The sequence below is a fragment of the Parabacteroides sp. AF19-14 genome (genome assembly GCF_003635485.1).
GTDB classification, from domain to species: domain Bacteria; phylum Bacteroidota; class Bacteroidia; order Bacteroidales; family Tannerellaceae; genus Parabacteroides; species Parabacteroides distasonis.
Map to the genome: position 1 here is coordinate 20,656 of NZ_QTMJ01000011.1, position 25,676 is coordinate 46,331.

Here is a 25,676-nt window from a genome sequence, read left to right on the forward strand (position 1 = left end):
ATTTTATCTTATTTTTCTACAAGGATTTCCCAAATAGACTCCTGGTTCAACAATACTACGGACAACAACACTCCCCATACCAATCGTCACATTTTCCGTTATTTCAATTCCATCACGTATAATAACGCCAGCTCCCACCAATACATTATCACCTATGCAAGTATCGCCACAGACAATGGCTCCAGGACCAACAAAGACATTATTACCTAAGATACAACCATGCTCTATCACTGCTTTAGTATTAATAACACTATTTTGTGCCAATATGGCTCCATTGACAATAGCGCCTTCCATAAGAGCACATCCCCCCGCTATTTTTGAGGAAGGAGTAACCAATGCACTACGAGCAATCATGGTATAAGACTCATATCCTTCATATTGCTGAATAATTCGACTACGAAGAGATAAATTTACATCATTAGTATAAACAACAGCGTGATGGACGCTATATTCTTCTGGGGAGAAATTAGACAAAACAAACTCATCGTTTCCTAAATAAGGTAAAATCAACTTATTTGACTCTATATTGTCAACATATCCAGCGATCTCTATAGATGTATCCATTGCTTCCAATACTGATAAAGCATGACCACCTCCACCTATTATGATGAGTTTTTTCATTTCCATTCATATTCTGTTAAACGTAAATAAGCATCACGTGTTTTTACAATCAAAGTGTTGTCGTAACATTGAGCCACTATCGTTCCAGGTTTTGTATCAACAGGAAAGGGGAATGAAGATATAATTTCTGATTTCCATACTAACATCGTTTTATCTTCAAATTTGGTAGTTGCACCTGGATAAGGATGCGAAATGGCACGTATCTTATTATATATCTCAACACTATTACGATCCCATTTTATAATCGAGTCATCAGCACTGCGTAAACGCCGAAAACTACCCACTGATAGATCTTGCTTCACTCCTTTCAAAAAACCTTTTCGCAAAAGAGGAAAATAAGCCCGAATGAGATTTAGACTCGCCGCATCTACCTTATCCAATATATCATTTATATAATCATTTGAAGCTATTGCGATAGGCTCTTGCGCCAAAATATCTCCCCCATCGGGATAATCTGAATATTTAAACATAGTGAGAGAAGTTTCTGTATATCCATCCTCTATCTGCCAAGCAAGTACCGAACGACCACGATCGAACGGAAGTTTAGCAGGATGGAAACCGATAACCCCCATTCGAGGGATCGAGAGTATCTCATTAGGTATAAGTTCAGACCAACCTGCTACAATAATTAAATCCGGAGCCAACTCTTTGATAACATCAATATAATCCTTAACGGTATTTTTCTTCATGAATTTTGAGCCATCGCCTAATATGGTGTGACGAGCTCCTTTATATGTATCTGAGTAGGTAATAACCAAAGGTATATTAACATATCTGTTTTTATTTAGATAATCATAAATGATCTTACCATTACTCAATCCTCCTATAAAGATTACCGAAAGTTGATCTTTCATCTTACAATTGTTTTAATAGACATAAAAGCTTCAGCATATTCTGCATTGATCAAAGTTCCACGATATCGGTTAAGAGCCTCTATGGCACTCTGGTTACGAGTCATAGGATAAGGTAGCAGTTCAGATCCAAACATCTTTAATATCTCAACCTTCTTTGTAAACTCCTCAGAGATATCAATAAAATAGTTTGGAACAAATGTGTTTTCATTAAGAATAGGTGCAAAATCTGTTTCAGAGATCACTTCACACATAAGTATCTGCTCAATAAATGGATAGCGGAAATTTTTCGAACAAGCCATGATTGCGCTAAAGACAGCTCGATGGTCTGAATGAGCATCTGAACGATTGGGAATATACAACACTTGAGCTTGAACGGTCAATACTATCTTAGATAAAGCTTCTATCAGTTCATTCAGCATTTCATGTAAATGCAGTTCTTTAAAGCCCAAGGTAATTATGCTGGTAAAACCATACAATGTATTGATATAATCTATCAATTGACTCTGATAGATATTTCCTCCTGTAATGAAAACACAGTGAACCTCATCTCCTTGCCCCAAATGTTTCAAAATGCTCCCTCCACATCCTAATGTCTCATCATCGGGATGTACTGAAATAACCAGCACTTTCTTTTTTTCTTTCATATTTATATAATTCTACAGGAAATTCTTTTTCACAATCTTACACTACTCGGTATATTCACCACCCGGTCCGCAAACCAGATGGTATTCCTTAATCCGTCATTCTCACATTTCTCAAACATCGGTAAACGACTCATCAATTCCCAAATGGGACGTGTCATAACACCATGGTCATTGGTATATTCCAGAAACTCGTATTGCGCCTCTTTATCTTTCAGAATGACCGCATTTAACCAATAATTGGAATGACTATCCTCCGGCTCTTCAAAGAAATCAACATCACTTATATTCTTGAAGAAATCCGCATACTCTTGGGCTACTTTCCGCTTACTGGCCACAAACTCATCCAAATGCTCTAACTGAGCGCAACCAAGAGCCGCATTAATATTTGGCATACGATAGTTATAACCGATATGATCATGGCGGAACTCCCAGCGGTGAGGAACCTTTGCTTGAGTCGTGATGTGCTTGGCCAGTTTACCCAGCTCCTCATCTTGGAATAACATCATCCCACCGCCTCCGGTCGTAATGGTCTTATTCCCGTTGAAACTGATGGCTCCAACCTTTCCGAATGTACCGGTATGGCGCCTTTTATAAAAACTCCCGATACTTTCCGCCGCATCTTCCACCAACTCGATATGCCACTCTTGGCAAACATCCACCAACTCATCCAGCTTGACGGGATGTCCGAAAGTATGCATGGGAACACATGCTTTCACCCGTCTGCCCGTACGCTTGTTATGACAAACACCATTCTTTAATTCGGCGTTCTTCTCTAACCAAACTCGCAACGCTTGAGGAGAAAGTCCCATCGTCTCCCGATCCACGTCAATAAAAACAGGGTGAGCACCGATATAGCTAAGCGTATTACAAGTGGCTACGAAGGTCAACGCCTGGGTAAGCACCTCGTCTTCACGCTCAACCCCAACAAGAAGCAATGACATATGAAGAGCGTTGGTGCCTGACACACATACGACCGCTTTCTTCGCACCGGTGTATCGTGCCATCTCCTCCTCGAAACGGTCCACGAATTTACCAACGCTTGAGACAAATGTCGTATCAATACATTCGTTCAAGTACTTTTTCTCGTTACCGATAAACTTCGGCACACTCAAGGGAACGAACTCTGAGTTGTCATATAGTTCGTGGATAAACTCCACGACTCTCGCATAATCAACCATATCTTGATTCCTTACATTTTTTGATCCAGATTCTTTCCTTTCTCCTCATGCTCGAAGTTGGGGATGAAGCGTCGGATAGCCTCCACCACCTCCTCTTTCGTGAAAGAGGGACTCGCGAAGATCACTTCCAACTCCACGAAAAAAGCATCGATCTCCTCCAACGGGCGTTTGCTCACCTCCTCAATCACTCCCAAACTGTTAAAACGTTCCATGTTCAACTTCTCTCCGGATACATAGAATTCCTCATAATCCTTCTCACCAGTAGTGTCACTATTGAAATAAACGACCGGATATATCTTACTGCCCTCTAGCATCTCCGATGCGAATCTCTTGGCCTCCTCATCAGTGGCGCATTCTTTTTTCTCATAACCCAATGTCTCAAGAAAACGGTCGCAGATAGACGAGAATGTCATCATCTTTTCCTCTCCAAGCTTCGGGAAAAATATCTCACCGTTACGCCCTAGTATACAGGCAAGCATACAGATCTGCCCGCTCTCCTCCGGAGAGACGAAATAACGGCGTACGTCACGGGGAGCGGCCAAGGGTTGGCGTTTCATGATCCGATCAACAAAGCCATCCAGTAACGAGCCATTGGAAAAAGCCACATTAGCGAAACGAGCCGTGGTAACCTTAAACTTGGCGGCATAGGCCATGATCATATCCTCCATGATACGCTTGCTTGCCCCCATGATATTGACAGGGTTAGCCGCCTTGTCCGTGGAGACACAGAAGAAGTGTCTTGGCGGGTATTCAGCCAGCAAATCAAGCAATCCCTTTGCTTTTATGACATTATTCTCTATCAATGCCTGTACGGAATACTTGTCCTTCTCGCTGCGGACATGCTTATGAGCGGAGAAATTCGCCACGATATCAAAACCCTCTTCCTCCCGGAAAATACGCTCGAAAATAGGATCGGCAAAGTTCAAAGTATAGGTACGGTATTCCTTGGGGATATACATACCATGAGTGGAACGAAGGTCACGGGTCAGTTCCACGAGACCATTCTCACTTAAATCCACCACGACCAACTTAGAGGGCTTAAAGGGAAGGACTGCCCGGATATAGGAAGAACCTATAGAACCGGCTCCTCCTATCACCAAAAGACTCTTTTCCTCTATCTCTTGCTTGAGTTGTTCTTTATTTGCCTCAATATCCACGGCAAACATACTGCCGGAGCGAGAAGTTATACTCTCGCTCACGAAACGATCTATATTCAACATTGGTAAGTGCTCATCGCCAAGCTATTTCGTTTTTTAAAGTCTCATAGCCCGCTCCAAGTATTTTTTGATTAAAAATTAAGTTTATTTCTCTACATCAATAGGGGTATTCCCACCTTATATCCCCTTTTCCAAAGTAAGTTAACTTACTTTTTTTGCTCGGCTTTCGTAGCGTTGGGGGCATGTTCTCATACTTTCTCATTCAATAAAGGCAACCCTTTCACCTCGCCAGCGTGCCACGCACGGTAGTCCACAAGGGAGAGTCCGAGTACAGCTAATTGCTTGTAATCCTTATCGTCTCTTCGCAAGATGTGCTTGCGGGCATACGAGCGGAGCGAACGATCCGTCACAGATACCATTACCACAGGAAACGGGTAGCCGAACAAGCGCATCGGCGTAACCTCGCTGTCCGGGAACGCACGGCGTAACTGATAGGCTGAGTACTCGAACGCCACCCAGTAAGGACCCGTGCAATACAAATGGATGGAAGCAGTGTTCGTTCGCTCGCGGCTCATGATATCACCCAAATGTTCGTTCAGCAACGCCACCAAACGAACGCCAGAAGGAAGGGAAGACATTTCTTTTTGATTTATGATTTTTGATTTAAACTGTCAACTGTCACTAGTCAACTGCCAACTCTATTTGTGTTTCAGCCAGCGGTCATAATCGTCCAAGCGGCGGATTAAAGTTTGCTTGCTTTTCTTGGGCGAGAACTCCCCCCGCCACGGATCCACCACCTCATGCGCCATCTGCCGGTAGAGACTGCTGTCCGTGCAACCGTAGAGTGTCACCAGCAACAAGGCACGGGATTGCGCCGCCTTTACCACCGGGAGCATACTTCGCATCGTGGCGAGCAAGCGCACGAACTCATCTTCCTCGCCCAACAGCTTGTAGGCAGGAAGGAGCGAGGAGTAGATCTTGCAACGCATCACGTCCGTCTCCGCACAAAGGGAACCGTAGGATCTCAACACCTCACGGGCAAAACGAGTATCATCCTCAGATACACTGCCGGAGGTGTGGTAACGACCCAAGGCATCGTGCAAGCCCTCCCGCAGGCGGTCGTTGTTCAGATGAGTATAGACGTGCTTGCCCTTGGTGTTCAGCTCGATCAGCTCATACTCGCCCGGCTTCACCTCCAACAAGGGGACCCACATGCAATCGAGGATACGAGCCATCACATCTTTATGACCGCCACCCGGCTGGATCACCCCCTCCGCCTCCATTCCGGCGAAATAGCCGGACGTGATACGCACACGGTCCCCCTTCAGCAAGCGGCCGCTGTCCGGAACGTACACCGGAAGCTCGTTGGAATAAGATTCCGCCACCCAACGTAAATTTCCCATCTCGTCATCCGAGAGGGAAGGGAAATGGGTCATACCCCCAGAAGAAACCCGGGGAAGAAAATTGTACAGGGGGAGCGTACGCTTCATGCGGAAGATTTCCTCTACCGAGGAGCGAATAAACACGTAGTTGAACAGCAAGGGCCGCTTCGTGTTGACCATCTTGCCATCCACCTTCCTTACCTCCACATACGAGGGGGCGAAATACTCGAACAACGTCTCCCCACGACGCTTGCGCCGGGAAAGCTCGGCATCCAAGCTTTTCGCAGGGCTGATCTTGTCACGTCGTGCCACACCCGTAGTAGGAAGCGTGAGCACGTACCAGCGTACAGTCTTCAGGTCATGACGCTTGCCAACCCGCGCCGTACCCCTCTCCGAGCAACCGTCTCTCAAAACATTTATCATTATGATTATCTTTTCCTAAGATTATATCAAGATCTCCACTCAAGCCTCACGACAATTCAAAGCCCTACCAAGAGCGCCCTATTTACTCCTGATAAACAACACTTTATGTTTTTAAAAATGGCTTTTCTGAAAATCACCATCGCTTGAAATATTAAGCTACTTGGGAAGTAGCGTAAAAGTGCGAGAACGGTTATCACCCAGTTGTAGAGACGGGGCATGCCCCGTCTCCCACTGTCTGATAGTATCTTTAAGTTACCATTTGGAGGGGATGAGACGGGGCACGCCCCGTCTCTACAGGAATGTATGTTCGATTTTTAGAAAGGACGTGATGATGTAGGAAATACGAGATCATTTCGTCTCTATTGCCATGTCTATATGCTTAGAAATAAGAACGAAGATTTAAGGAGAATCAAAATCAAAGCACAAACTTAACCTAATGATTGTTTGTTATTTGTTATTTTTTATTACTTTTGCGCCAAGAAAGAATACAGCTACTTCCCAAGTAGCCTCAACCCACCTTTGGTATATAATTATATACATTCTCAAAGCAAGACTTATTTACCACCGTCATTTTCTCCAAGGAGAAACTTCTTAGATAAATCTGGGTTGTCTTGATGGATTTATGCCCCAATAACTCGCTGATCATCTCAATGGGGACATTTTGCTCCTTCAATGCCATGGCAAAAGAATGACGGATCGTGTAGGAAGTCACATCCGAGGTTATTCCGACAACCTCCTTCAACGTCTTCAAGTTCCGGTTAAACCGGGACAAGGCCGCATTGTATTCGAGATATGCCTCATGACCGTTCTTCGTCCCACTTAAAAAAGGAAATAAATAGCCCGAGTTTCCGGCCCTCTCACCTGCCAGTTCCTTATACATAGCTTCCGCCGTATCCAAGACCTCCAACCGCATAGAGGTCCCGGTCTTCTGGCGATTGTAATCCAATATGCCGTTCTTGATATTACCTCTATTCAAATGGGCGAAATCAACGAACGACATTCCCCCATATTGAAACATCAAACAAAGGGCCAACTGTGTCTTCCTTAACTTCTCTCCTTTTACAGGGACAGTCATCAGGCGATTCAAATCCCCCAAAGGCAAGGATTTCTTGCGCTGGCTTTCCACACCCGTAAAAACCCCCTTGAATAATGAAGGGATAAACGCCGCCTCGCCATTCTCCACCGCCTTGTTATAGATACAACGCAAACGGCGGATATACGTGGAGACCGTATTACGCATGCAGCCTTTCTCCAACAAATAAGCCTCGTACCGGCGAAGAGTATCCTTATTTATATATGTATATGGGATACGATCCGTCCCGCTATACCGTATAAAAGAGTTCATCGCATCCTGATAACTTTTCGCCGAGGAATACCGTCCTTCCTTTTGTAACAGACTTATATACTCTCGCATCCCTTCCACCAAATCTTTCTCATCCATATCTCTCTATTTTAAATTCCAACTGAAAACAAACACGCAAAGTTAGACATCTTGACGATTACTAACTCTCAAACAAGCATTTACAATTAAAACATCTTCATATATTTTTTTCACTGTAAAGAGTCATTTATTTCATAGTTATGACTTTTTATTTCATAGTTATGACTTTTCCAAATCATAACTATGAAATTTTCAATACAAAAAAACATATAAAAACGTGGATCTAAATCTATCGTCCGGGAATGCCACAACTACGAATTTCTCACTTCAGACAGGATAGAAATTTCAAATTAAAAGTTAAAGCACAGATTGTCGAAAAAATAAAAATCCTAAAATATGAACGTTTTCAAACTTTTTAGAGGCTCTCTATGTTTATTATGAGATAAAAATAAAAACCTATGCGATTTAAACTAATAGGCCTCATCTGTCTTATAATGCAGTGTAATTTATCTTGCACTCAACACATTATAAACAAAGAAACCGTCCAGACTTTGGATTTACACCGCTATATGGGGAAATGGTTTGAAATAGCACGCTTTGATCATCGCTTTGAGCATAATCTCGTAGGGGCTACCGTGGAATACTCATTTCTCCCGAATGGAGATATAGAAGTTGTTAACAGCGGATATTGGGGTAATTTTTCCGGTTCCTTCAAACGAGCGAAAGGTATAGCCAAAATAACAGATCCTACGTGTCCTAGTAAATTAAAAGTGTGTTTCTTTATGCGGTTCTACGCCGAGTACAACATTATGGAAATTGACGAGGATAATTACTCATACGCTCTCGTAGGCAGTAATACCTCAGACTATTTATGGCTACTTAGTCGTACGCCTACACTCCCAGAAGAGGCTATTCTCTTTTTATTGACTAAGGCCAAAGAAAGAGGATATAACACATCAATGCTCAAATGGGTCAAACAAAAACATAAAAATCAAAAATAATTTCTTCAAATTTCGCTATAAGCATTGAAAATATTCAACTTATGGCTAATTTTGTTGTTATAATATAAAAAGCGTTGTTTTATGAAAAAAATATTACAAGAGTTTAAGCAGTTCGCCATGCGAGGTAACGTAGTGGACATGGCGGTAGGTATCATTATCGGTGGTGCCTTTGGAAAGATCGTATCTTCTATCGTAGCGGATCTGATCATGCCGGCGGTAGGTTTACTTGTAGGTGGCGTCAATTTCACGGATTTAAAAATCACCTTGAAGCACGCCGTAATGGAGGGAGACAAGGTGATCTCTCCGGCGGTCTCCATTAACTACGGAAATTTCATACAAGTGACACTGGATTTCATAATCATAGCTTTCGCCGTCTTTTTACTTGTCAAAGGCGTTAATGCTTTAAGCAAGAAAAAGGAAGAGGCCCCGAAAGCTCCGGCCGCTCCCCCTGCGGATATCCAATTACTTACCGAGATTAGGGATTTACTGAAAAATAACAAATAAACACCAACCTTATCGGTTGACTTGCTGTTTCATAATTACAAAAAATAATGTTTTAACTCATAAAAAGTAGTAGTTATGAAAAATGTATTATTCGGTTTAGCCGTAGGTGTAGTTGTTGGTTACGTACTTCGCAGGATGGAAGATCAAGGACAGTTCGAATGTCTGGAGAACGAACTCCACGGTCTTACAGATAAGGCGAAGAAAAAAGTAAAGGACGTGGTAGACACGGGTAAAAATCAAGTCGAATACGTCAAAGACAGAGTAGAACATATGGTTGAAAAACCTAAAAGTAATTAATCTACCTCCCTGTTATTAGGGTAAGAAAAAGAAGCTATCACAAAAAAAGTCAATGATAGCTTCTTTTTTTTCATTTTAGATGTAACGTTTTTTCAACTCCATTCGTCTTATAAGAAAAGAGTATAAATTAATTACACTTCATATGAGAACAAGAATGATGGCCTTATTTGCGTTGATCGCTTTTTGCGCAATGCCTATCGAGGCGAAGAAAGTAAAAGGAAATGGGGATATTATCACGAAAGAAATCTCCGTCAGAGACTATTCAGCGATAAAAGTCGGCTCAACCGCCATGGGTTATAGCGACAGTTGGTTCAGCCTATTCAGCCGTGGGGGAAATCCGTCGTACGTTTTCGGGTATACGCAAGGAGAATCAGCGTCCTTACGAATCACGATCGACGAGAACTTATATCCTTATATAAACGTTCAAGTAAAAAACGAAGAACTTTCAATCTCCACAGAGAATGGTACACAATTAAGCCCTACCCGATTTAAAATAGAGGGCACTTCCAAGAAGCTGGAAAAAATCCAAATGTCCGGTTGTATGGATTTTGTCCTGAGAAGCGCTTTATCCGGAGATGATCTGGAAATTATAGCGACAAGGGGTAGCGACGTGAAAATGGAGCAGCCAATCAACGTATCCAATTGCATAATTGAGGCGACCAGCGGTAGCGATATCATCATCAACGATCTTACTACCCGAATAATACGAGGCCGTGCCAGCGGAGGTAGCGATCTCAAGCTTACGGGAAAAGCGGAGAACGGCGAATATTCAGCCTCAGGTGGCTCGGATATCAAGGCTTATGATCTTATCTTGAACCAGTTGGAATGTTCCGCCAGTGGTGGCTCCGATATTTATACGCACGTAACCGATTATATCAAGGCTTCGGCAAGCGGAGGTAGTGATGTACATTACAAAGGTTCGGCAAGATCGGATACATCCACTTCCGGAGGAAGCGATATTATAAAAGAGGGTAATTAATACCCTCTTTTTCACCCTCTTATACATTGAATTTTATAACAAAAGTACTTCCTTTTCCAACCGCGCTATCAACAGAAAGCGTTCCTCCATGAGCTTCCACGAAGTCTTTACTGATAGCCAGCCCTAGACCACTCCCTTGTACCTTCGTTCCCGGCACACGGAAATAGCGATCGAATATACTTTGATGATATCGGGGATCAATACCCTTACCGAAATCTTGCACATAGATCTCCACGCTATGACCTTGCTGGTGGGCACCGATTATGATACGGCCATTCTCCGGGGTATAATGAATTGCGTTCGACAATAGATTCGTCAAGACCCATGCGATTTTCTCGCTATCCACGAAAAGCTTGGAAATCTTCTCCGGGTATTCCACCTCTATATGGCAATTGAAGCGATCAGCTTGCACTTGGTTCGCCTTTATCGCATACTCGATCAATTCGATCGGTTTGGTTATTTTCGGATTCAATTGTAGCTTGCCGGCCTCCACCTGCGTCATTTTCAATAGCTCACTGGTTATTTCCAGTAATCGATTACTACTTTCCTTGATACTTTCCGCCAGTGCTTTTTGCTCGTCGTTCATGGCTCCCACACGGGCATCCTCCAACAATTTCAGGCTCATCATGATCGCCGATATCGGAGTTTTCAATTCATGGGAGATCGTCGAGATAAAAGTGGTCTTAGCAGAATCCAACTCCTTAAACTCCGTGATGTTCTTCAATAAGATCACGTCGCCCACATACACCTCCGCCTCGCCATTCTCCAACACACGGATCGGTATATATTGCACTTGAAAATAACTTTCCTTATTATCCGCGTAAATTTTAAGCGGCTCTTTTTTCTCGCCCGGCTGGATCAGTTCCCGAACTAACCTGCGAAGCAAATCGTTCCGTAAGGATAATTCCGAGGCAGACTTTCCGATCACGTTTTCCCGCTTGAGATTCAAGATCGTCAAAGCCTCGTTATTGGCGAAAAGAATCTTACGATCCCGATCCAAGCCTATGATTGGCTCCGTGATACTATTCACGATAGCCTCTATATATTTCTTTCCTTGGATAATATCCGCCAACGTACTTTTCCGGTATTCCGTAAGCCGTTCCGCCATCCGGTTAAAGGATTTCGCTACCCCCTCGAATTCATCATATTTAGCGAGATCCAAGCGTTTCTCGTAATTATGGTTAGCGATCTCCATGATACCGTCCATCAACATACGGATAGGGGTATTTATCGAACGGGGGAAACGTATTAAAAAAGCGAAAGCGACCACCATACAAGAGAGGCCAATCCCCCAAATCCAAAATAAAGCCTTTTGAGACGTAGACTCCGCCACTTGGCTTTTCCTGTAGATAGAAGCCATATTCAAACTCATGACTTGATTTAAGGCGAGACGTACACGACGGATATTCTCCTCATTACGCTCTTTCGCCAATTGCTCGTATTGAGCGACTAGATGTGAGGTGGCCACGTTCTCATCGACCTCCGTGATATTCTTTTTCTGTAGCCCTAGGTTTTTCTCGAAATCTGCTTGAGCCGAAGGATCGCTATCGATTCGTTCCAGTGCATCCAGCATCCGGCGTGAATAGAGTAAAGAATTATAATTATCGGCCAATATGTTCCTTGTGTCGGCAGACATATCGGAGATGTTCTTTACCGATAGACCTCCCAGCAAAACGATCATGGCAAACAGCAGCCCGATTCCGTATCTTAGTTTTGTTTTAATCTTCAGACTCATAGGTGATGTATTTTAAGCGATTATTATTAAGTTTACGTTCAGCAAAGATAAAATATTTAGCAATGTCCGTTTCTCCTTGCATATCTTCAAGATGCTTTCGGGTATACATAAATGCAGAATATGAGACTAAAGCCCATACTCCTCAATCTTCCGATAAAGAGTAGTGAGGCCTATACCTAGAAGGCGGGAAGTTTCGGTTTTATTGCCTTTTGTGTATTTGAGCACTTTTTGGATATGCATTTTCTCTACGCCACTCAGGTCAAAACCGCTATAAGATTCCGTACTCGCCGCAGAGGAGGTTTGCATATTCAAAGGGAGAGCATCCAAGGTTAAGGTATCTCCATCGGCAATAATCAGGCTACGCTCAATTGCATTACGCAACTCACGTACGTTACCTTTCCAAGCTCGTTTTTTCAGGGCATCTATATATTCGGGCGAAATTGTTCGGATATTCTTTCCCATCTTGGAGGAAAAAGCAGAAACAAAGGCTTTTATATGGAGAGGGATATCCTCGACCCGTTCACGAAGCGCGGGAAGATGGATCTGGAAAACGGAAAGCCGATAAAATAGATCTTCCCGGAAATGCCCTTGCTCGATCTCTTTCTCTAAATCACGGTTGGTAGCGGCAATAATGCGTACATCCACTTTCGTAGGTTTCGTATCGCCGATCTTGATAAACTCCCCGGTCTCAAGGATACGGAGCAATTTCGCTTGCAAGTCGAAAGCCATTTCCCCGATCTCATCCAAGAAGATCGTACCTCCGGAAGCTTCCTCAAACAAGCCTTTTGTCTCTTTCAAAGCACCGGTAAAAGCCCCCGCTTTATGACCGAACATCTCGCTTTCCAATAAATCCCGACTAAAAGAGGAACAATTGATAGCGACAAAAGACTTCCCTTTCCGGGAACTATGTTGATGGATGGATTGAGCAAAGACCTCTTTTCCCGTACCGGTCTCACCAGTCAACAGAACTGGAACCTCCGTAGCCGAGACTTTCTGAGCCAACGCTATCGCCGCTTGGATAGCGGGTGATTTACCGACAATCGTATCAAACGAATATTGCCTCCCGACGGACGTAGCTTCCTTCTTTTGCTGTTGATAAGCGGCAGAAGCTTTCTCCATCGCTTTGGCTACCAGAGGAATGATCTTATTATTATCATCCCCTTTCGTAATATAATCGAAGGCTCCATTCTTGATTGCCTGTACGCCATCCGGAATATTACCATGCGCGGTAAGTAGGATGATCTCGGATAGAGGGCGGAGTTTCTTTAAGTCCGACACCAAATCCACGCCATTACCATCCGGCAAGAACACATCGCACAATACCACCTCCGGCGAATGTTGCTCCATCTGCCTCAGCCCCGCCTTACAAGTAGCAGCCTGTAAAACCTCGTATCCCTCCAAACCGATAATGCGTGAAAGTAAACCTAAAATCTGCTTCTCGTCGTCAATAATTAAAACTTTGCCCATACACCGGAGTTATTTGTTTGGGCACAAATGTACGCTTTTTACCTTTTTCCCAAAAGCATTAAAGCATACATGTTAACGCCGTCTTATTTAAAATCGTCACCTTTCTCCTTGTAATGCTGATAAATCCCTCATCCACCAATCTCCCGATTTCCTTCGATAAAGCCGGGCGGGTAACACCAAAATACTCTGCTAACTGCTCTTGGGTATGTTCTAGTTCCACGACATTCGAATCCTTTTGCTGATGTTCGAATAAGTAATAAATAAAGCGGTTCCGGATGCCACGAAACGAAAGCACCTTCAAACGAGTCATCGTACATTTATTACAGCTAGTACTGACGCAAAGGAAATTATGCAGGAATAACGGCATAGAATGCATTAAGGTAAATACAGACTCCTTGGTGCCCTTAAGCAATACCACATCCTCGTCGACGGTAAAAGTAGCGGGGAATTGGTTTTTCTCGGAAAAGATATGAGGCGTAGCGAACGTGCGTGGAGCCTGTATCGTCTCCACGCGCACGATGTTACCTGATACGTCCAAAACATCCACGTTCAATTTTCCCTCCAATAAAACATGAAGGGCGTTACAAGTCGTCCCTTGATGAATTATGGTTTTTCCTTTTGGATGCTCCTCTACTGTATATTCAAGTTTATCCAAAAACTCTTCCCGCATCTTAAGCGTAAAATTCTTAAAAAGCGGGATTTTAAACATATCGGTTATATCCATCGTATCTTGTTTTGAAAAAAGGTTTACTCCTGCAAATATACCCTTTTCCTTGAGAACTGTTACCATTTCGTCGCGAATATAGTTGGATTAATATTTATTGATAACCAACCCCAATCTTGCCAATGAGACGGATTTCCACCCTTCACGGCCTTCATGGTATTCGTACCCAACATCGTAGAATATCCCGCGGATAATTTCACGTCTTTCATAATTACCCAATCCACTTGGAAATCCAATTCCGAACCTAAACCTTTACTCAATTTATCATTACCTTCGTATACGTCGCCCGTGATGGAGAAATAATGATAGGCTAAAGACAGGTTTACCTTGGAAGAAGGTTTATAAGCTACATTTATCTGATTATCCCATAAACCCGGATTCAATCCGTTGACAAAAGAGGAGGCGTAGAAATAATCCATGGCACCATAAAACTTATGATGGGTTCCGTACAGAGGATCAAACGCCTTATATTTCCCGTCGGCCCCATCCGAGCCACTCAGATAATCACTACCTACACCGATCTTCCATTGCGGATCGATTTGATAAGCGGCGTTTACCGCCCATAAGAAAGCGGAAACATCCCGTCCGCTTTTCGTCTTGCCGAATTGATAATAGATAGTACCACCTATCGTCCAGTTACTAGGCGTATAGATTAAGTTCGTTCCTAAGGTTTGCAGGTATTTTGTATCCGAGTTTTGTTTCTCGGCATCACCGCCTTCCATCCCTAAGTTCATAAACAAGAAGGATGCGTTAAAACTCTTGTCGAAGAGATGCTTATACCAAAGGGTTTGCATCGTTTTATAGGGTTGCGCACCCGGAGCGTAATACGTTCCTCCGATCGTTTTCTCATCATTCTGGTTGAATGCGAGAATTAAATGCAGTTGATTATTCGTGTTCTCGTAGCCTAGCTTCAAAGCATCATGATAACGACCGGCCACGTTCCAATCCAACGCCCCCATGATACGCTCGTCATCGTATACCAATGACTGGCGACCTAACTTAGCGAAGAAACCCGATCCGAAATCCAGCTTCGCCCACGCCTCATTCAAGATAAAACGGCCATTCTTATCGATCTGAGGATCCTGTCCCCATACTCCAACATGTTGCGCGGACAAGCCGATAGACAAACGATCCCGCTCATACCCCAAAGAAAGGCGGGCACGGTTATTGATAAACCCGGTGGACTCGGCATCTTTAGGCCGGGGGAATAAGACCCCGTTCCGGTACTCGGCTCTCGGACGTATCTGTACTTTCATCGAGAACGTGTTCTCTTTCGTATTTTGTGTTTCTTCCGCTTGCGCGAAAAGGGCCACGGAGAGCAAGCCCGCTACTAAAACAACTAGTTTTTTCATATACCTCTGATTTTAATTATTCCATATTATAAGTATGTACACTATATCCTTGCGCGGAGGGTAGATAATTCACGCCAACCCAACACACCTGTAGCAAAAGAAAAGAGAAAACCAAAAGCCCCAACGCCGCTGAATAACGCAAGCGGTGGTGAAGGCGATAATGGATATAAATCAAGTACCCCAACCAAGTGGCAGCCGCCCATGTCTCCTTCGGGTCCCAATTCCAATAATGCCCCCACGCCTCCTTGGCCCATAAAGCGCCGAACAGCATCCCAATCGTGAGAAAGGCCATACCGACATATACCAAGTTATCGCATAAACTCATCATCCCCTCGTCAATCCCCTTCCTCCTCGCACGGATCAGCAGGTAAATGGCGATAAGGGCAGCGGCGCCCAGCATGGCGTAAGAGAACATATAGACTATCACGTGCGGAGCGAACCACGGGCTTTGCAAAGCGGGCATCAAGGTCTTGTTATGTATCTCCGGCTTAAACAGATTGACACAGATAAAGACAAAGGCCAACAATGTACTAAAGGAAAGTATCCATTTATACCGCCAACGGACATAAGTGATCACGCCCGCCACCGACAAGAAAAAAGAATACCATAGACGAGTCTCGCCCATCGTGCGCAAGGGCGGCCTCTCCAACGAGATCCACATCCCTATGATAAAAGCGGAGAATATAGCCAAGCCAAACACGGTCCAAGCGACAGCCCCCTTGGAAAAAGAAGGACGATAAGCCAACCATGCCCCACCTATCCAGCAAAATAACGTCGGAGCGGCGAAATAAATAAAGTAACTCCAATCCATACTATTCTTTTTTTACAGGAGCGGATAGGAATAATCCGATCGCCCCGGCTATCATCATTAAGATCCCTGTATAAACGATCGGCAACCATGGATCTCTCACCAACTCAAATACACTCATCCGGCTCCATTTACCTTTCGTCTCGTCGTAACTCAATTGGTAGATTTTCCATCCGGCAATAGAGAGTGGCTTATTCACCTCGATACACGCCTCCTTGGTCTGTTTATCTTTCGTATAGACCATTACGTCCGAGGCAAAGCGTCTCGGTTCCCGTTCCGGCATCACCATACTGACCGCATCATCCAGTTGGAGCGATATGTATGGAAAGATATAGCTGCCACAACTCACCCAGCCTTCCTTCTGCCGTCCGGTAAGTTCGTTACGTGCTTTTACGTATAAAGCGGTGGTCGCCCCCTCGGAGTGAAATTCCACGAAGTTTATCGTATCCTGCCCCATCACGCAAGCCGCCATCGGTAGTGAACGGGTAACCTCAACCTTCCAGCCTTGCAGGTTTCCGGCTAAGGGAATTTCCTCCACCAATATGTTCTCGGGTTGCTTTTCAGGAAGCACTTTTCCGGTCGTATTGTCGATTAGCATTAACTTAGGAGGATATTCATCAATCGTAAACGAACGAAGCTCGATGGCAAGCGGTAGTTCTATCATCTCGTTCTTCTCGTCCGAAGCCCTCCACTCAGGATTCTCCAGCGGAACCGTCATCCGTAAACGGCGTAAATCCCCGTTTCCCAAGATCGCCGCCAGCAGCGTGATAAATAAACCGACATGGTTCAGCATAAACGGAACATCCCTCCAGCGAAACGATACGATACGCTTCAATGTGACAAAGCCCAAGACAAACAAGAAATAGAGAAACAGCAGGATAAAAGGCCACGACATCGTAATCCGCTCGATACCCGGACCCACAAATCCCATAACCAACACAACTGACAAAAGAGCCGATAAAGAGGTAATGCTCGCCGTTAACCCGGAAAACCACTGGACAACCGTGATTTTCCGGCCAACAACAAACCCTATACATAGAACCAACAGAAAAATCAATCCTCCGGCCACATTCACCGGATATTGGAACAACCCTGCCTGAACCGGGCCGGTGATCAGTTGCAAGCCAAATCCCGTAATCAGTAAACCGGCACAGATGACCCAGCCTTCAGCATATCCCCAAGGTTGTTTCCACATAATCAAATGTTCTTCGCTAAACGATTATTTTCTTGCGCCTCTTTCACCCATTGAGGAACGATTGTATTTAGGAATTTTTCCTTGGCGGTACGTTCAGCGGCCATATCCAAACCGATATATTGCTGAGCCTTTTCTTTCGTAGAGAAGTCCGGCATCGGAACATCATCCGTATAACCTAATTTCGCTAACACTTTCGCGGTAGCCAGACGAGCCTGCATCGCCTTATCCAATCCATTGCCTAATATCCTTTGAATCTCTTGCGGAGCGTGGAACGCACCACCATGAGAAGCCACGCCGAAATCCCAACGCCATTGTGCCTGACGGATCAATTTCAATACATCTTTCATCTGATCCTCGGTAGCTCCCTTATCCCACGCGAACTTCGCCTCTACATGCGCTTTCGCCAACTCGGTCTCCAAACGGTTACGCATCTCGTTCGCCTTATTCTGACGCTCGTACACATTATTGCGTAAAGTCTCCTCGCTCTCACGGTGGCAAACCTGACACGTACGGTCGATCATAGCCAACGGGCTTTGGATATGGTGGTCACTATATTTCACGCCCCCCTCGCTCTTATACGGCATATGGCAATCGGCGCAAGATACACCCCGCTGCGCATGGATACCCATCTGGGAGATCTCATAATCCGGATGCTGTGCCTTTAAAATCGGAGCACGGCTTAGCTTATGCGTATAATCGGCGAAACCGGCCTCATCGTAATAAGCCTCCATATCCTCAACCGTAGAACCTTTATCCCAAGGGAAAGTCAAGTATTTACCATCGCCCTTGAAATAATATTCCACGTGGCATTGCGCGCAAACCAAGGAACGCATCTCTTGTTGAGTCGCTTTCGTGATGTCCTTGCCTTGACGCTGGAAAGCCTCGATCAAAGCCGGGCGACTGATATGCAGGTTCATATTCTCCGGCTCATGGCAATCGGCGCAACCGATCGGATTCACGATCTCTTTACCCAGAGAAGCCCATTTGCCCTTATAGAAATTATCCACGCCCATCGCTTGCATCATACGGGGAACATCCGGGCTTTTGCAAGTCCAGCAAGTAGCCGGTTGCGGCCCCTCGTTCTCTGTCATCGGAGCGCCTACACGCAACGTGTTACGCATATCCTCGATCGCATGCATATGCCCTCTCGGGGTAGAATAATCCTTAGAGAAAGCGTAACCAGCCCAAAGGATCACCATTTCCGGACGAGCCTCCAGCACATCGACCGCCTGATTCCCGTTGTATAAACTCTTGAAACTCGTATCCGCCGTAGCCTCCCAAGTCTGGTACTCACGTGGATAATTCGATTCGAACTTATCATTGCGAGCCTCGATTCCTGTGATCTCCGTCTTCTTATTATTCATTACGCTAGTGACCTCCGCATGTCTCTCGTTCACGGAAGCAGCGATCATACCCAAAACAAAAACAACGACCATGGTTCCTCCAAACAGCAACCAACCTTGCCATGATTTTAATCTCTTTTCCATAACTATACTGATTTATTATTATTTACTTAGCATATCTTTTAACCAGTCCGGCGATACGGACTTCGGATAAGGCACCAACGCATTCGGTGTAGAAGACAGGCTGTTCGTACCTCCGTGCGGCACCTCGCGATGGCAATCCCAGCAAGCTTTCCCTTCTCCCGCCATTGCCATCTCATGATCGATCCTTCCGGTATTCACGAATTCCGTATTCAACTGCGTATGGCAACGGATACAGTTATTCATGATTACCTCCGCGCTCTCGTCGATCGCCTGTATCACTTGCGGTTCCCCTCGCATCATGAATACCGAGGCGTGGCGCATTCCGTCCATACCTTTGAAGAACCACTTCTTCACGGCGTTCTCGTGCGGCACATGGCAGTCGTTGCAAGTGGCATTACGGCTGTGCGAGCTATGATTCCATGTAGCATAATAAGGGCCCATAATGTGGCAATTCACGCAAGTAGCCGGGTCGTCGGACAAATAAGTCCACGCCCGGGAAGCATATAAGGTATAAGACCCCAGCCCGCAAAGGACACCTCCGGCTATGATAGCGGCTAGTTTCCAAGTTCTTGTCGGGAACAGCGTTTGTATTATTTCTCTTATTTTCATACCGCTGATTCTTTAATATTGGTTTATGAGACACAAATATCCTAAACTTGCGTGTAGGAAATTGTAATAAATATTACATTGCACGAAATTTTATGCGTAAAATGAAAAGATTGTTATTTATCTCGGTCTCCGCACTCCTTTTATGTTCTTCGTGCGTGAGTAAAAAGAAATACCTCCTTGCCGAGAACGGCCGGTTGGAGGCGATCGGACGTGGCGACGCCTTGAAGGAGGAATTGATTAAATGCAAGGACGATAACGACGCGCTCAACAACCGGATCGCCGCCTTGATAAGGGATACGACCACAATGGGGCGTGATATCCGTAATTACCAGACCATGTTGAATACCAATATGGGTGAGCAGGACAAGCTGAATGCCTTGTTACAGCAAAAGATGAGTGAGCTGGACGAGCGTGAGCGTACCATCAACGAGCTACAGGATATGATGAACGCACAGAACGCAAAGGTACAGAATTTGTTGAGTAGCGTGAAAGACGCTTTGCTGGGTTTCAACAGTGATGAGCTGACCGTAACCGAGAAGAATGGTAAAGTATATGTAGCCATGTCGGATAAGCTTCTGTTCCAATCGGGTAGCGCAAAGGTCGATAAACGAGGCAAGGAAGCGTTGGCTAAGTTGGCCGAGGTGTTGAATAAGCAAAACGATATAGACGTTTATATAGAGGGCCATACGGACAGCAAGCCGATCAATACCGCCCAATTCAAGGATAATTGGGATCTAAGCGTGATCCGTGCGACCTCCGTAGTGCGTATCCTTACCAAGGATTACGGGGTGAATCCGCTACAGATACAGCCTTGTGGTCGTGGGGAGTTTATGCCGGTCGCTGATAACGAGACCGCCGATGGACGTAGCAAGAACCGCCGTACGGAGATCATCATGGCTCCTAAGTTGGATAAGTTGATGCAGATGTTGCGGTGATAATGATATTGTCAAGCTCCGGGTATTATCTACCGCCGGAGCTTGGCTAAAAACATTCCGTTCACTCTTCTAAATGATAGACAACACATCGATACCTCAATTCCGATGGTTTACAAGGAATCCATACATCCATATCCTCTCCTGTAGTAATGGAACGAATGATGTGTAGGAGGGCTGTATCATACATATCTGTTGTTTCTCCGACAGACATCATTGATCTATAAGCACACGACCGGATATGGAATTGAATATCCGCAAGATCATATACCTCAGATCTAAGATAAGGATAAAAACCTACCCTAGAGTTTATGGTATCATTCCAAACCCATAAACTAGTACCATCATCTTGATATGTATGTTCCGTCCTTACCACATAGGACTTATAGGTATAAGAACCCGTATAACCAAACTCATCCCCTACGCCATAAGGCAAATACCCTTCAGTCGTAGCCAGTTCATGCGCTAGAGTGAACCCTATGATATCCAAGGTATCATCACTTACCTTCTCTATCATCGACTCTGAATGCAAATCATTTTTTCCCAGATCCACATCCCGTGAGCAAGCCACATTAAAGCCCGTCATAAAAGCTAGACATACAACTATTAAATGTCTCATATCATTTTATATTTTTAATTGATCAAAGTTTACACGAAGATAACGCCATCGCAACTCCTCCGGTCGCATAGGAAGCCAGCGATCGATCTTCTCTCCATCCGAATTCTTCTCTACATATATTAAATAGGTACATGCTATCACTTGCCTCTTATCATCTCGCATATGCTGCGAACTGATAACGAAGCCTTGCGAACTAAAATCCTTCAAAAAACCCGCTTTCTCTTCCGCATACGAGTTCTGGCCTATATCATAAATACTATCCTCTAAAGAAACCACCTTTGCCTCATACGAGAAATAGAGATAAGAGGCATTCATATCAAACTCGTGCGCAACAACCTCCGGCAATGTTCCCCATTTAGCGTCATACGCCTCACAAGCCGTGAAGCCCTTCACCAATATGGAGTCCATCCCTAAGTCACCCCCCAGATGAATCGTATCCGGCCTTGAATATAAAGTCATCTGATTAGCGATTTTAACCTCATCATCCCCACAAGCAGCCAGAAATAGAGCTATAAATAGCCCACACAAAAACAAACCTTTATTCATATCCACTCTCTTTTATTTTATTTAAAATGAAAACGATATAGATAAGCAGATATTGCTTGAGCGTAACATTTATCCCATGAAACCCAAGCCTTCATACACAAGCCATGCTGGTTTATTATCCGGATTCCATAAGTAAAAAACAGCATTCCAAATTTACCGCTTGCATTTGATAGCGAAATACAAGATATACAAGAAAGCGATCAACGGGACGATGAAACCCAGCGCCATATTCTCCTCGCCGATATATCCCATCAACATCGGACTGAAAGCGCCGCCGGCAACTCCCATCACGATATAAGAAGAGGCTTTCTTGGTATAAACGCCCATACCTTCCAGCCCCAACGCGAAAATCGTAGGGAACATGATAGACATGAAGAAAAAGGATAAATAAAGAGCGTATAACGAAAGCGTACCTACGGAAGCCACCACCAAAACCATACAAACGGCACTCAACAAAGAATACCAAGTCAGCAAGCGGCCCGGAGCCAACCACTTCATCGTAAAACTACCGCTCAAACGCCCGATCATAAACAAGGCCATTCCACCGAAAGCCAAAATACGAGACGCTCGCAAATTACTGATACCCGGGTCCATCTCCGTCACGTAATTAATAAAGAACCCGAAGATTCCCGTCTGTGCGGCGCAATAACAGAATTGGGCGACCACGGAACGTACAAACTGCCTACGTTTCCATATGGAGGCAGCGGGTTTCTCCTCGGCAATAGCGGTCACCTCCTCCTCTTCTTCCGGCTTAATTTCCGGCAACTTCGTGAAAAAGAAGAGCAACGCTACGAACAAGACGATACCACCTACCAAGATATAAGGTTTAGTCAACGCCATCGAATCTCCCTCCGGTGCCCCGAATATCAACAAACCACCTACCAAAGGCCCCAATATCCAACCTAATCCATTAAAAGACTGGGATAAGTTCAGCCGTTGGGCGGCGGAAGCGGACGGCCCCAATATCGTAGAATAAGGATTCGCCGCCGTCTCCAAGATACAAAGCCCGCAAGCGATCACAAACAAGGCGATCAGGAAAGGCGTAGCCGAATGCAAAAAAGCCGCCGGGATAAACCCGAAAGCACCGATAGCGAACAATAGCAAACCCATGATAATCCCTTTCCTATATCCGTAACGTTTCATGAACGCTCCCGCCGGCAACGCCATCAAGAAATAAGCGATATACGTAGAGAATTGCACCAAACCGCTCTCTGCCTTGGTCATCGTGAAGACTCCTTGAAAATGCTTGTTCAGCACATCCAAGAGTCCGTGGGCGAATCCCCAAAGCAAAAACAAACTCGTGATCAAGATAAACGGGACCAAATAAGATTTCCCTCCCGGGGCGGCCACCAGCGACTGTTTCTTTTGTTTTTCCATCCTTCCGTCTATTTACTCGCGCCCGGCAATTTAAACATACATTCCATTAACTGCCATTTCTCCGACGAGGAACTTCCCGGAACGGCTTTCTGATACTTCGCCACGAAGTCCTCCCATTCCGCTTGCTTATCCATCGTCGCCAAACGGGCGAACGACGCATCCCAATCAAAATCATCGGGCGTCTCCACGATCATGAACAACCGGGTTCCCAAACGGTAAATCTCCATATTCAAGATCCCTACCGCACGGATTCCTTCCGGTATCTCCGGCCAGATATGTTCCGGCGAATGCCAATAGCAATACTCTTTTATCAACTGCTCGTCCTCTTTCAGATCCAAGGTCTGACAATATCTTTTCATAACATTGTTTTTAAAATGAAGTCGCGAAGGTACAAAAGTATCCTTAATCCAGATAAACATCTTCGCCCGGATGCTTATAATAGGCGTACATCCGTTGGATCTGCTCCGGCAGCACACGCTCCAAGGACAACGGGGGCAACTCCTCCAATCGAAAGAAGCCTTTCCCCAAGATATCGAAGGTCTCGGTAAACGACCCGCCCTTCAACTCGCAAAGGATAAAAAACTTATATACATAATAAGGTATAGCGGGATGCGGATGCTTGCTCATATCCATCACGGCCAGCAAGCGGACCGGAAGCACATCCAAGCCCGTCTCCTCTTTCACCTCTTTCGCCGCTACCTCTTTCGGGGAATACCCCACATCGCTCCATCCGCCGGGCAACGACCAACATCCGTCCATTTTCTCACGGACCAGCAAAATCTCGTCTTTCTCGTTAAAGACAACCGCACGGATATCGACTTTCGGGGTTACATACTCTTGGGCCGGGCGGTAACCACTCGCCACATCATCGGGCTTCAATCCGGTAGCCAGAGCCGTTATCTCATCACTTAGGCGGCTCAACTCTTCATAACGTTCCGTATCGTACTCGCTTAATGAATAAACCAACCCCGTCTGAGACAAGGCCCGGATACGCTGGCCCAATAAAATCAATTCCTTACTTCTAGACATAATAGCTTTACTGTTTTAGATAACATGATCCCATATGATTCATGAATAGAACGTCTAAAGATAAAAGTTATTATCCAGTCCGTCATTCTATCGTGCCAAAATAACGTATATTATGCCAATATTACAGATTCCCGTTTCATTGTATCTTATTCCAGTTTCTAAAAGATATTATTCCCTGCACCCGCATCCCCCGAAACATAAGTTCCCCATGCGTGGGTTAAACCTTATTCAATCTCTTTCATCCGAGTTAACACACACATTATCAGATTGGCATGCCATTTGAAGTATCTATAGCGAATTCGAGATTAAAAAGGACGAGTTCAGAAATAAGAATAGTAAATAGAATGTTTAACTAATAATTGGAGGACTGTATTATGACACCGATGAGAAGAAGTCAAAATTGGTTACCGTATGTATTCAATGATTTATTTGACAACGACTGGATGATAAAAGCAAACTCTACAGCTCCAGCCATCAACGTGATAGAATCCGATAAGGATTATCGAGTTGAGGTAGCCGCTCCCGGTATGACGAAGAACGATTTCAACATCAAGATCGATGAGAACAACAACTTGGTCGTATCTATGGAGAAAAAAGAAGAAAAGAATGAGGATAAGAAAGACGGACGCTATCTGAGACGCGAATTCTCTTATAGCAAGTTCCAACAAACCATGGTTTTGCCTGACAATGTAGAGAAAGACAAGATTGAGGCGAAGGTTGAGAACGGCGTCTTGAGTATCAGCATACCGAAAAGAACTGAGGAAGAGGCTAAAATGGCCGAGAAAGTAATCGAGATCAAATAACCTCGATACACTTTCCTTCGTAAAAACTCAACAAAACCGATAATGGCTTGTTCTATTTATAAACAACATAAAATAGAATAAGCCATTATGATTTTAAGCAGAAAATTATCAGATGCTCTAAACGAGCAAATCAACATGGAGATGTGGTCATCCAACCTATATTTATCCATGTCGGTACATTTCACTCAGATAGGGCTGGATGGTTTTGCGCATTGGACGTTAAAACAATCGCAAGAGGAACTTGAACATGCCTATAAAATGATCGATTACTCCATCAAGCGTGGCGGACAAGTGACGATCGGAGTAATTAATTCCGTTCCCACAGCATGGGGAGAGCCGTTGGAGATTTTCCAGCATATCTACGAGCATGAGGTGCATGTATCCGGATCAATCGACAAGATTGTCGATATCGCTTCCGAAGAGAAAGACAAGGCGACACAAGATTTCCTATGGGGTTTCGTTCGGGAACAGGTAGAGGAAGAGGCTACAGCGAAAAATATTGTCGAGAAACTTAAATTATACGGAGAACATCATGCCGTATTAATGGATCATCGATTAGGAAAAAGATAAAC

General features: G+C 44.6%; 28 protein-coding genes. 7 read left to right on the forward strand and 21 right to left on the reverse strand.

Features of this window, described 5'->3' with window-relative positions:
- Positions 1 to 3: 3 nt before the first annotated feature.
- The 8 genes from DWX33_RS12270 to DWX33_RS12310 form a co-directional block, all read right to left on the reverse strand.
- Complete coding sequence (locus DWX33_RS12270) at positions 4 to 627, reverse strand: transferase (protein WP_122380480.1); 624 nt, start codon at positions 625 to 627, stop codon at positions 4 to 6.
- On the reverse strand, positions 618 to 1,475 hold the full coding sequence (locus DWX33_RS12275; RefSeq protein WP_122380481.1) for a methionyl-tRNA formyltransferase: 858 nt from the start codon (positions 1,473 to 1,475) through the stop codon (positions 618 to 620). The genes DWX33_RS12270 and DWX33_RS12275 overlap by 10 nt, the downstream gene beginning before the upstream one ends.
- Positions 1,472 to 2,119, reverse strand: a complete 648-nt coding sequence (locus tag DWX33_RS12280; RefSeq protein ID WP_122380482.1) for a PIG-L deacetylase family protein — start codon at positions 2,117 to 2,119, stop codon at positions 1,472 to 1,474. The genes DWX33_RS12275 and DWX33_RS12280 overlap by 4 nt, the downstream gene beginning before the upstream one ends.
- Before the next feature lie 29 nt (positions 2,120 to 2,148).
- Positions 2,149 to 3,297, reverse strand: a complete 1,149-nt coding sequence (locus DWX33_RS12285) for a LegC family aminotransferase (RefSeq protein ID WP_122380483.1) — start codon at positions 3,295 to 3,297, stop codon at positions 2,149 to 2,151.
- An 11-nt stretch (positions 3,298 to 3,308) separates the two neighbouring features.
- On the reverse strand, positions 3,309 to 4,517 hold the full coding sequence (locus DWX33_RS12290) for a UDP-N-acetylglucosamine 4,6-dehydratase (protein ID WP_122380484.1): 1,209 nt from the start codon (positions 4,515 to 4,517) through the stop codon (positions 3,309 to 3,311).
- Between the two features lie 185 nt (positions 4,518 to 4,702).
- Positions 4,703 to 5,092, reverse strand: a complete 390-nt coding sequence (locus DWX33_RS12295; RefSeq protein ID WP_122380485.1) for a hypothetical protein — start codon at positions 5,090 to 5,092, stop codon at positions 4,703 to 4,705.
- Between the two features lie 60 nt (positions 5,093 to 5,152).
- Positions 5,153 to 6,259 (reverse strand): transcription termination/antitermination protein NusG, encoded by a 1,107-nt coding sequence (locus DWX33_RS12300; protein ID WP_122380486.1) that lies wholly within the window; start codon positions 6,257 to 6,259, stop codon positions 5,153 to 5,155.
- A 508-nt stretch (positions 6,260 to 6,767) separates the two neighbouring features.
- Positions 6,768 to 7,700 (reverse strand): site-specific integrase, encoded by a 933-nt coding sequence (locus tag DWX33_RS12310; protein WP_122380487.1) that lies wholly within the window; start codon positions 7,698 to 7,700, stop codon positions 6,768 to 6,770.
- Positions 7,701 to 8,098: 398 nt separating this feature from the next.
- On the opposite strand from DWX33_RS12310, the gene DWX33_RS12315 reads away from it, so the two are divergent.
- From DWX33_RS12315 to DWX33_RS12330, 4 genes are all read left to right on the forward strand, one after another.
- Positions 8,099 to 8,641, forward strand: a complete 543-nt coding sequence (locus tag DWX33_RS12315; RefSeq protein ID WP_008774417.1) for a lipocalin family protein — start codon at positions 8,099 to 8,101, stop codon at positions 8,639 to 8,641.
- A gap of 81 nt (positions 8,642 to 8,722) precedes the next feature.
- On the forward strand, positions 8,723 to 9,145 hold the full coding sequence (mscL, locus tag DWX33_RS12320; protein ID WP_005865683.1) for a large-conductance mechanosensitive channel protein MscL: 423 nt from the start codon (positions 8,723 to 8,725) through the stop codon (positions 9,143 to 9,145).
- A gap of 75 nt (positions 9,146 to 9,220) precedes the next feature.
- Positions 9,221 to 9,442 carry a hypothetical protein gene (locus tag DWX33_RS12325; protein ID WP_005855327.1) on the forward strand — a complete coding sequence of 74 codons (222 nt, stop codon included), beginning with the start codon at positions 9,221 to 9,223 and terminating at the stop codon, positions 9,440 to 9,442.
- A 142-nt stretch (positions 9,443 to 9,584) separates the two neighbouring features.
- The gene (locus tag DWX33_RS12330) at positions 9,585 to 10,421 is read left to right on the forward strand and encodes a head GIN domain-containing protein (RefSeq protein ID WP_005865681.1); all 837 of its coding nucleotides are present in this window, start codon (positions 9,585 to 9,587) and stop codon (positions 10,419 to 10,421) included.
- Between the two features lie 19 nt (positions 10,422 to 10,440).
- Here the strand turns inward: DWX33_RS12330 and DWX33_RS12335 are convergent, their stop codons facing one another.
- The 8 genes from DWX33_RS12335 to nrfH form a co-directional block, all read right to left on the reverse strand.
- Positions 10,441 to 12,156 carry an ATP-binding protein gene (locus DWX33_RS12335; protein ID WP_122380488.1) on the reverse strand — a complete coding sequence of 572 codons (1,716 nt, stop codon included), beginning with the start codon at positions 12,154 to 12,156 and terminating at the stop codon, positions 10,441 to 10,443.
- A gap of 126 nt (positions 12,157 to 12,282) precedes the next feature.
- Positions 12,283 to 13,623 (reverse strand): sigma-54 dependent transcriptional regulator, encoded by a 1,341-nt coding sequence (locus DWX33_RS12340; protein WP_009018647.1) that lies wholly within the window; start codon positions 13,621 to 13,623, stop codon positions 12,283 to 12,285.
- A gap of 58 nt (positions 13,624 to 13,681) precedes the next feature.
- Positions 13,682 to 14,347, reverse strand: a complete 666-nt coding sequence (locus DWX33_RS12345) for a Crp/Fnr family transcriptional regulator (RefSeq protein ID WP_034532394.1) — start codon at positions 14,345 to 14,347, stop codon at positions 13,682 to 13,684.
- 59 nt (positions 14,348 to 14,406) lie between these two features.
- Entirely contained in the window at positions 14,407 to 15,699 is a 1,293-nt protein-coding gene (locus tag DWX33_RS12350) for an alginate export family protein (protein ID WP_048928318.1), read from the reverse strand.
- Between the two features lie 16 nt (positions 15,700 to 15,715).
- Entirely contained in the window at positions 15,716 to 16,510 is a 795-nt protein-coding gene (ccsA, locus tag DWX33_RS12355; RefSeq protein WP_122380489.1) for a cytochrome c biogenesis protein CcsA, read from the reverse strand.
- 1 nt (position 16,511) lies between these two features.
- Positions 16,512 to 17,702 (reverse strand): cytochrome c biogenesis protein ResB, encoded by a 1,191-nt coding sequence (locus DWX33_RS12360; protein ID WP_121962506.1) that lies wholly within the window; start codon positions 17,700 to 17,702, stop codon positions 16,512 to 16,514.
- A gap of 2 nt (positions 17,703 to 17,704) precedes the next feature.
- Positions 17,705 to 19,189: an ammonia-forming cytochrome c nitrite reductase gene (nrfA, locus tag DWX33_RS12365; RefSeq protein WP_122378848.1), complete on the reverse strand. Its 1,485-nt coding sequence runs from the start codon at positions 19,187 to 19,189 to the stop codon at positions 17,705 to 17,707.
- Positions 19,190 to 19,207: 18 nt separating this feature from the next.
- On the reverse strand, positions 19,208 to 19,798 hold the full coding sequence (gene nrfH / locus DWX33_RS12370) for a cytochrome c nitrite reductase small subunit (RefSeq protein WP_008781009.1): 591 nt from the start codon (positions 19,796 to 19,798) through the stop codon (positions 19,208 to 19,210).
- A gap of 101 nt (positions 19,799 to 19,899) precedes the next feature.
- Here nrfH and DWX33_RS12375 point away from each other — a divergent pair, with 101 nt between their 5' ends.
- Positions 19,900 to 20,733, forward strand: coding sequence for an OmpA family protein (locus DWX33_RS12375; RefSeq protein ID WP_122380518.1), 834 nt, complete (start codon positions 19,900 to 19,902; stop codon positions 20,731 to 20,733).
- A gap of 61 nt (positions 20,734 to 20,794) precedes the next feature.
- Here the strand turns inward: DWX33_RS12375 and DWX33_RS12380 are convergent, their stop codons facing one another.
- From DWX33_RS12380 to DWX33_RS12400, 5 genes are all read right to left on the reverse strand, one after another.
- A complete protein-coding gene (locus DWX33_RS12380; protein ID WP_036611843.1) occupies positions 20,795 to 21,349 on the reverse strand; it encodes a hypothetical protein in 555 nt (184 codons plus the stop codon).
- A gap of 6 nt (positions 21,350 to 21,355) precedes the next feature.
- On the reverse strand, positions 21,356 to 21,895 hold the full coding sequence (locus DWX33_RS12385; RefSeq protein WP_122380490.1) for a hypothetical protein: 540 nt from the start codon (positions 21,893 to 21,895) through the stop codon (positions 21,356 to 21,358).
- Positions 21,896 to 22,048: 153 nt separating this feature from the next.
- Complete coding sequence (locus tag DWX33_RS12390; protein WP_122380491.1) at positions 22,049 to 23,272, reverse strand: sugar MFS transporter; 1,224 nt, start codon at positions 23,270 to 23,272, stop codon at positions 22,049 to 22,051.
- Positions 23,273 to 23,280: 8 nt separating this feature from the next.
- Positions 23,281 to 23,631: an L-rhamnose mutarotase gene (locus DWX33_RS12395; RefSeq protein ID WP_005865653.1), complete on the reverse strand. Its 351-nt coding sequence runs from the start codon at positions 23,629 to 23,631 to the stop codon at positions 23,281 to 23,283.
- A 43-nt stretch (positions 23,632 to 23,674) separates the two neighbouring features.
- Positions 23,675 to 24,301 (reverse strand): NUDIX hydrolase N-terminal domain-containing protein, encoded by a 627-nt coding sequence (locus tag DWX33_RS12400; RefSeq protein WP_009276818.1) that lies wholly within the window; start codon positions 24,299 to 24,301, stop codon positions 23,675 to 23,677.
- A 374-nt stretch (positions 24,302 to 24,675) separates the two neighbouring features.
- Between DWX33_RS12400 and DWX33_RS12405 the strand changes: the two genes are divergently transcribed.
- Complete coding sequence (locus DWX33_RS12405; RefSeq protein ID WP_005855288.1) at positions 24,676 to 25,104, forward strand: Hsp20/alpha crystallin family protein; 429 nt, start codon at positions 24,676 to 24,678, stop codon at positions 25,102 to 25,104.
- A gap of 87 nt (positions 25,105 to 25,191) precedes the next feature.
- Positions 25,192 to 25,674 (forward strand): ferritin, encoded by a 483-nt coding sequence (locus DWX33_RS12410; protein ID WP_044547063.1) that lies wholly within the window; start codon positions 25,192 to 25,194, stop codon positions 25,672 to 25,674.
- The last annotated feature ends 2 nt before the right edge of the window (positions 25,675 to 25,676 follow it).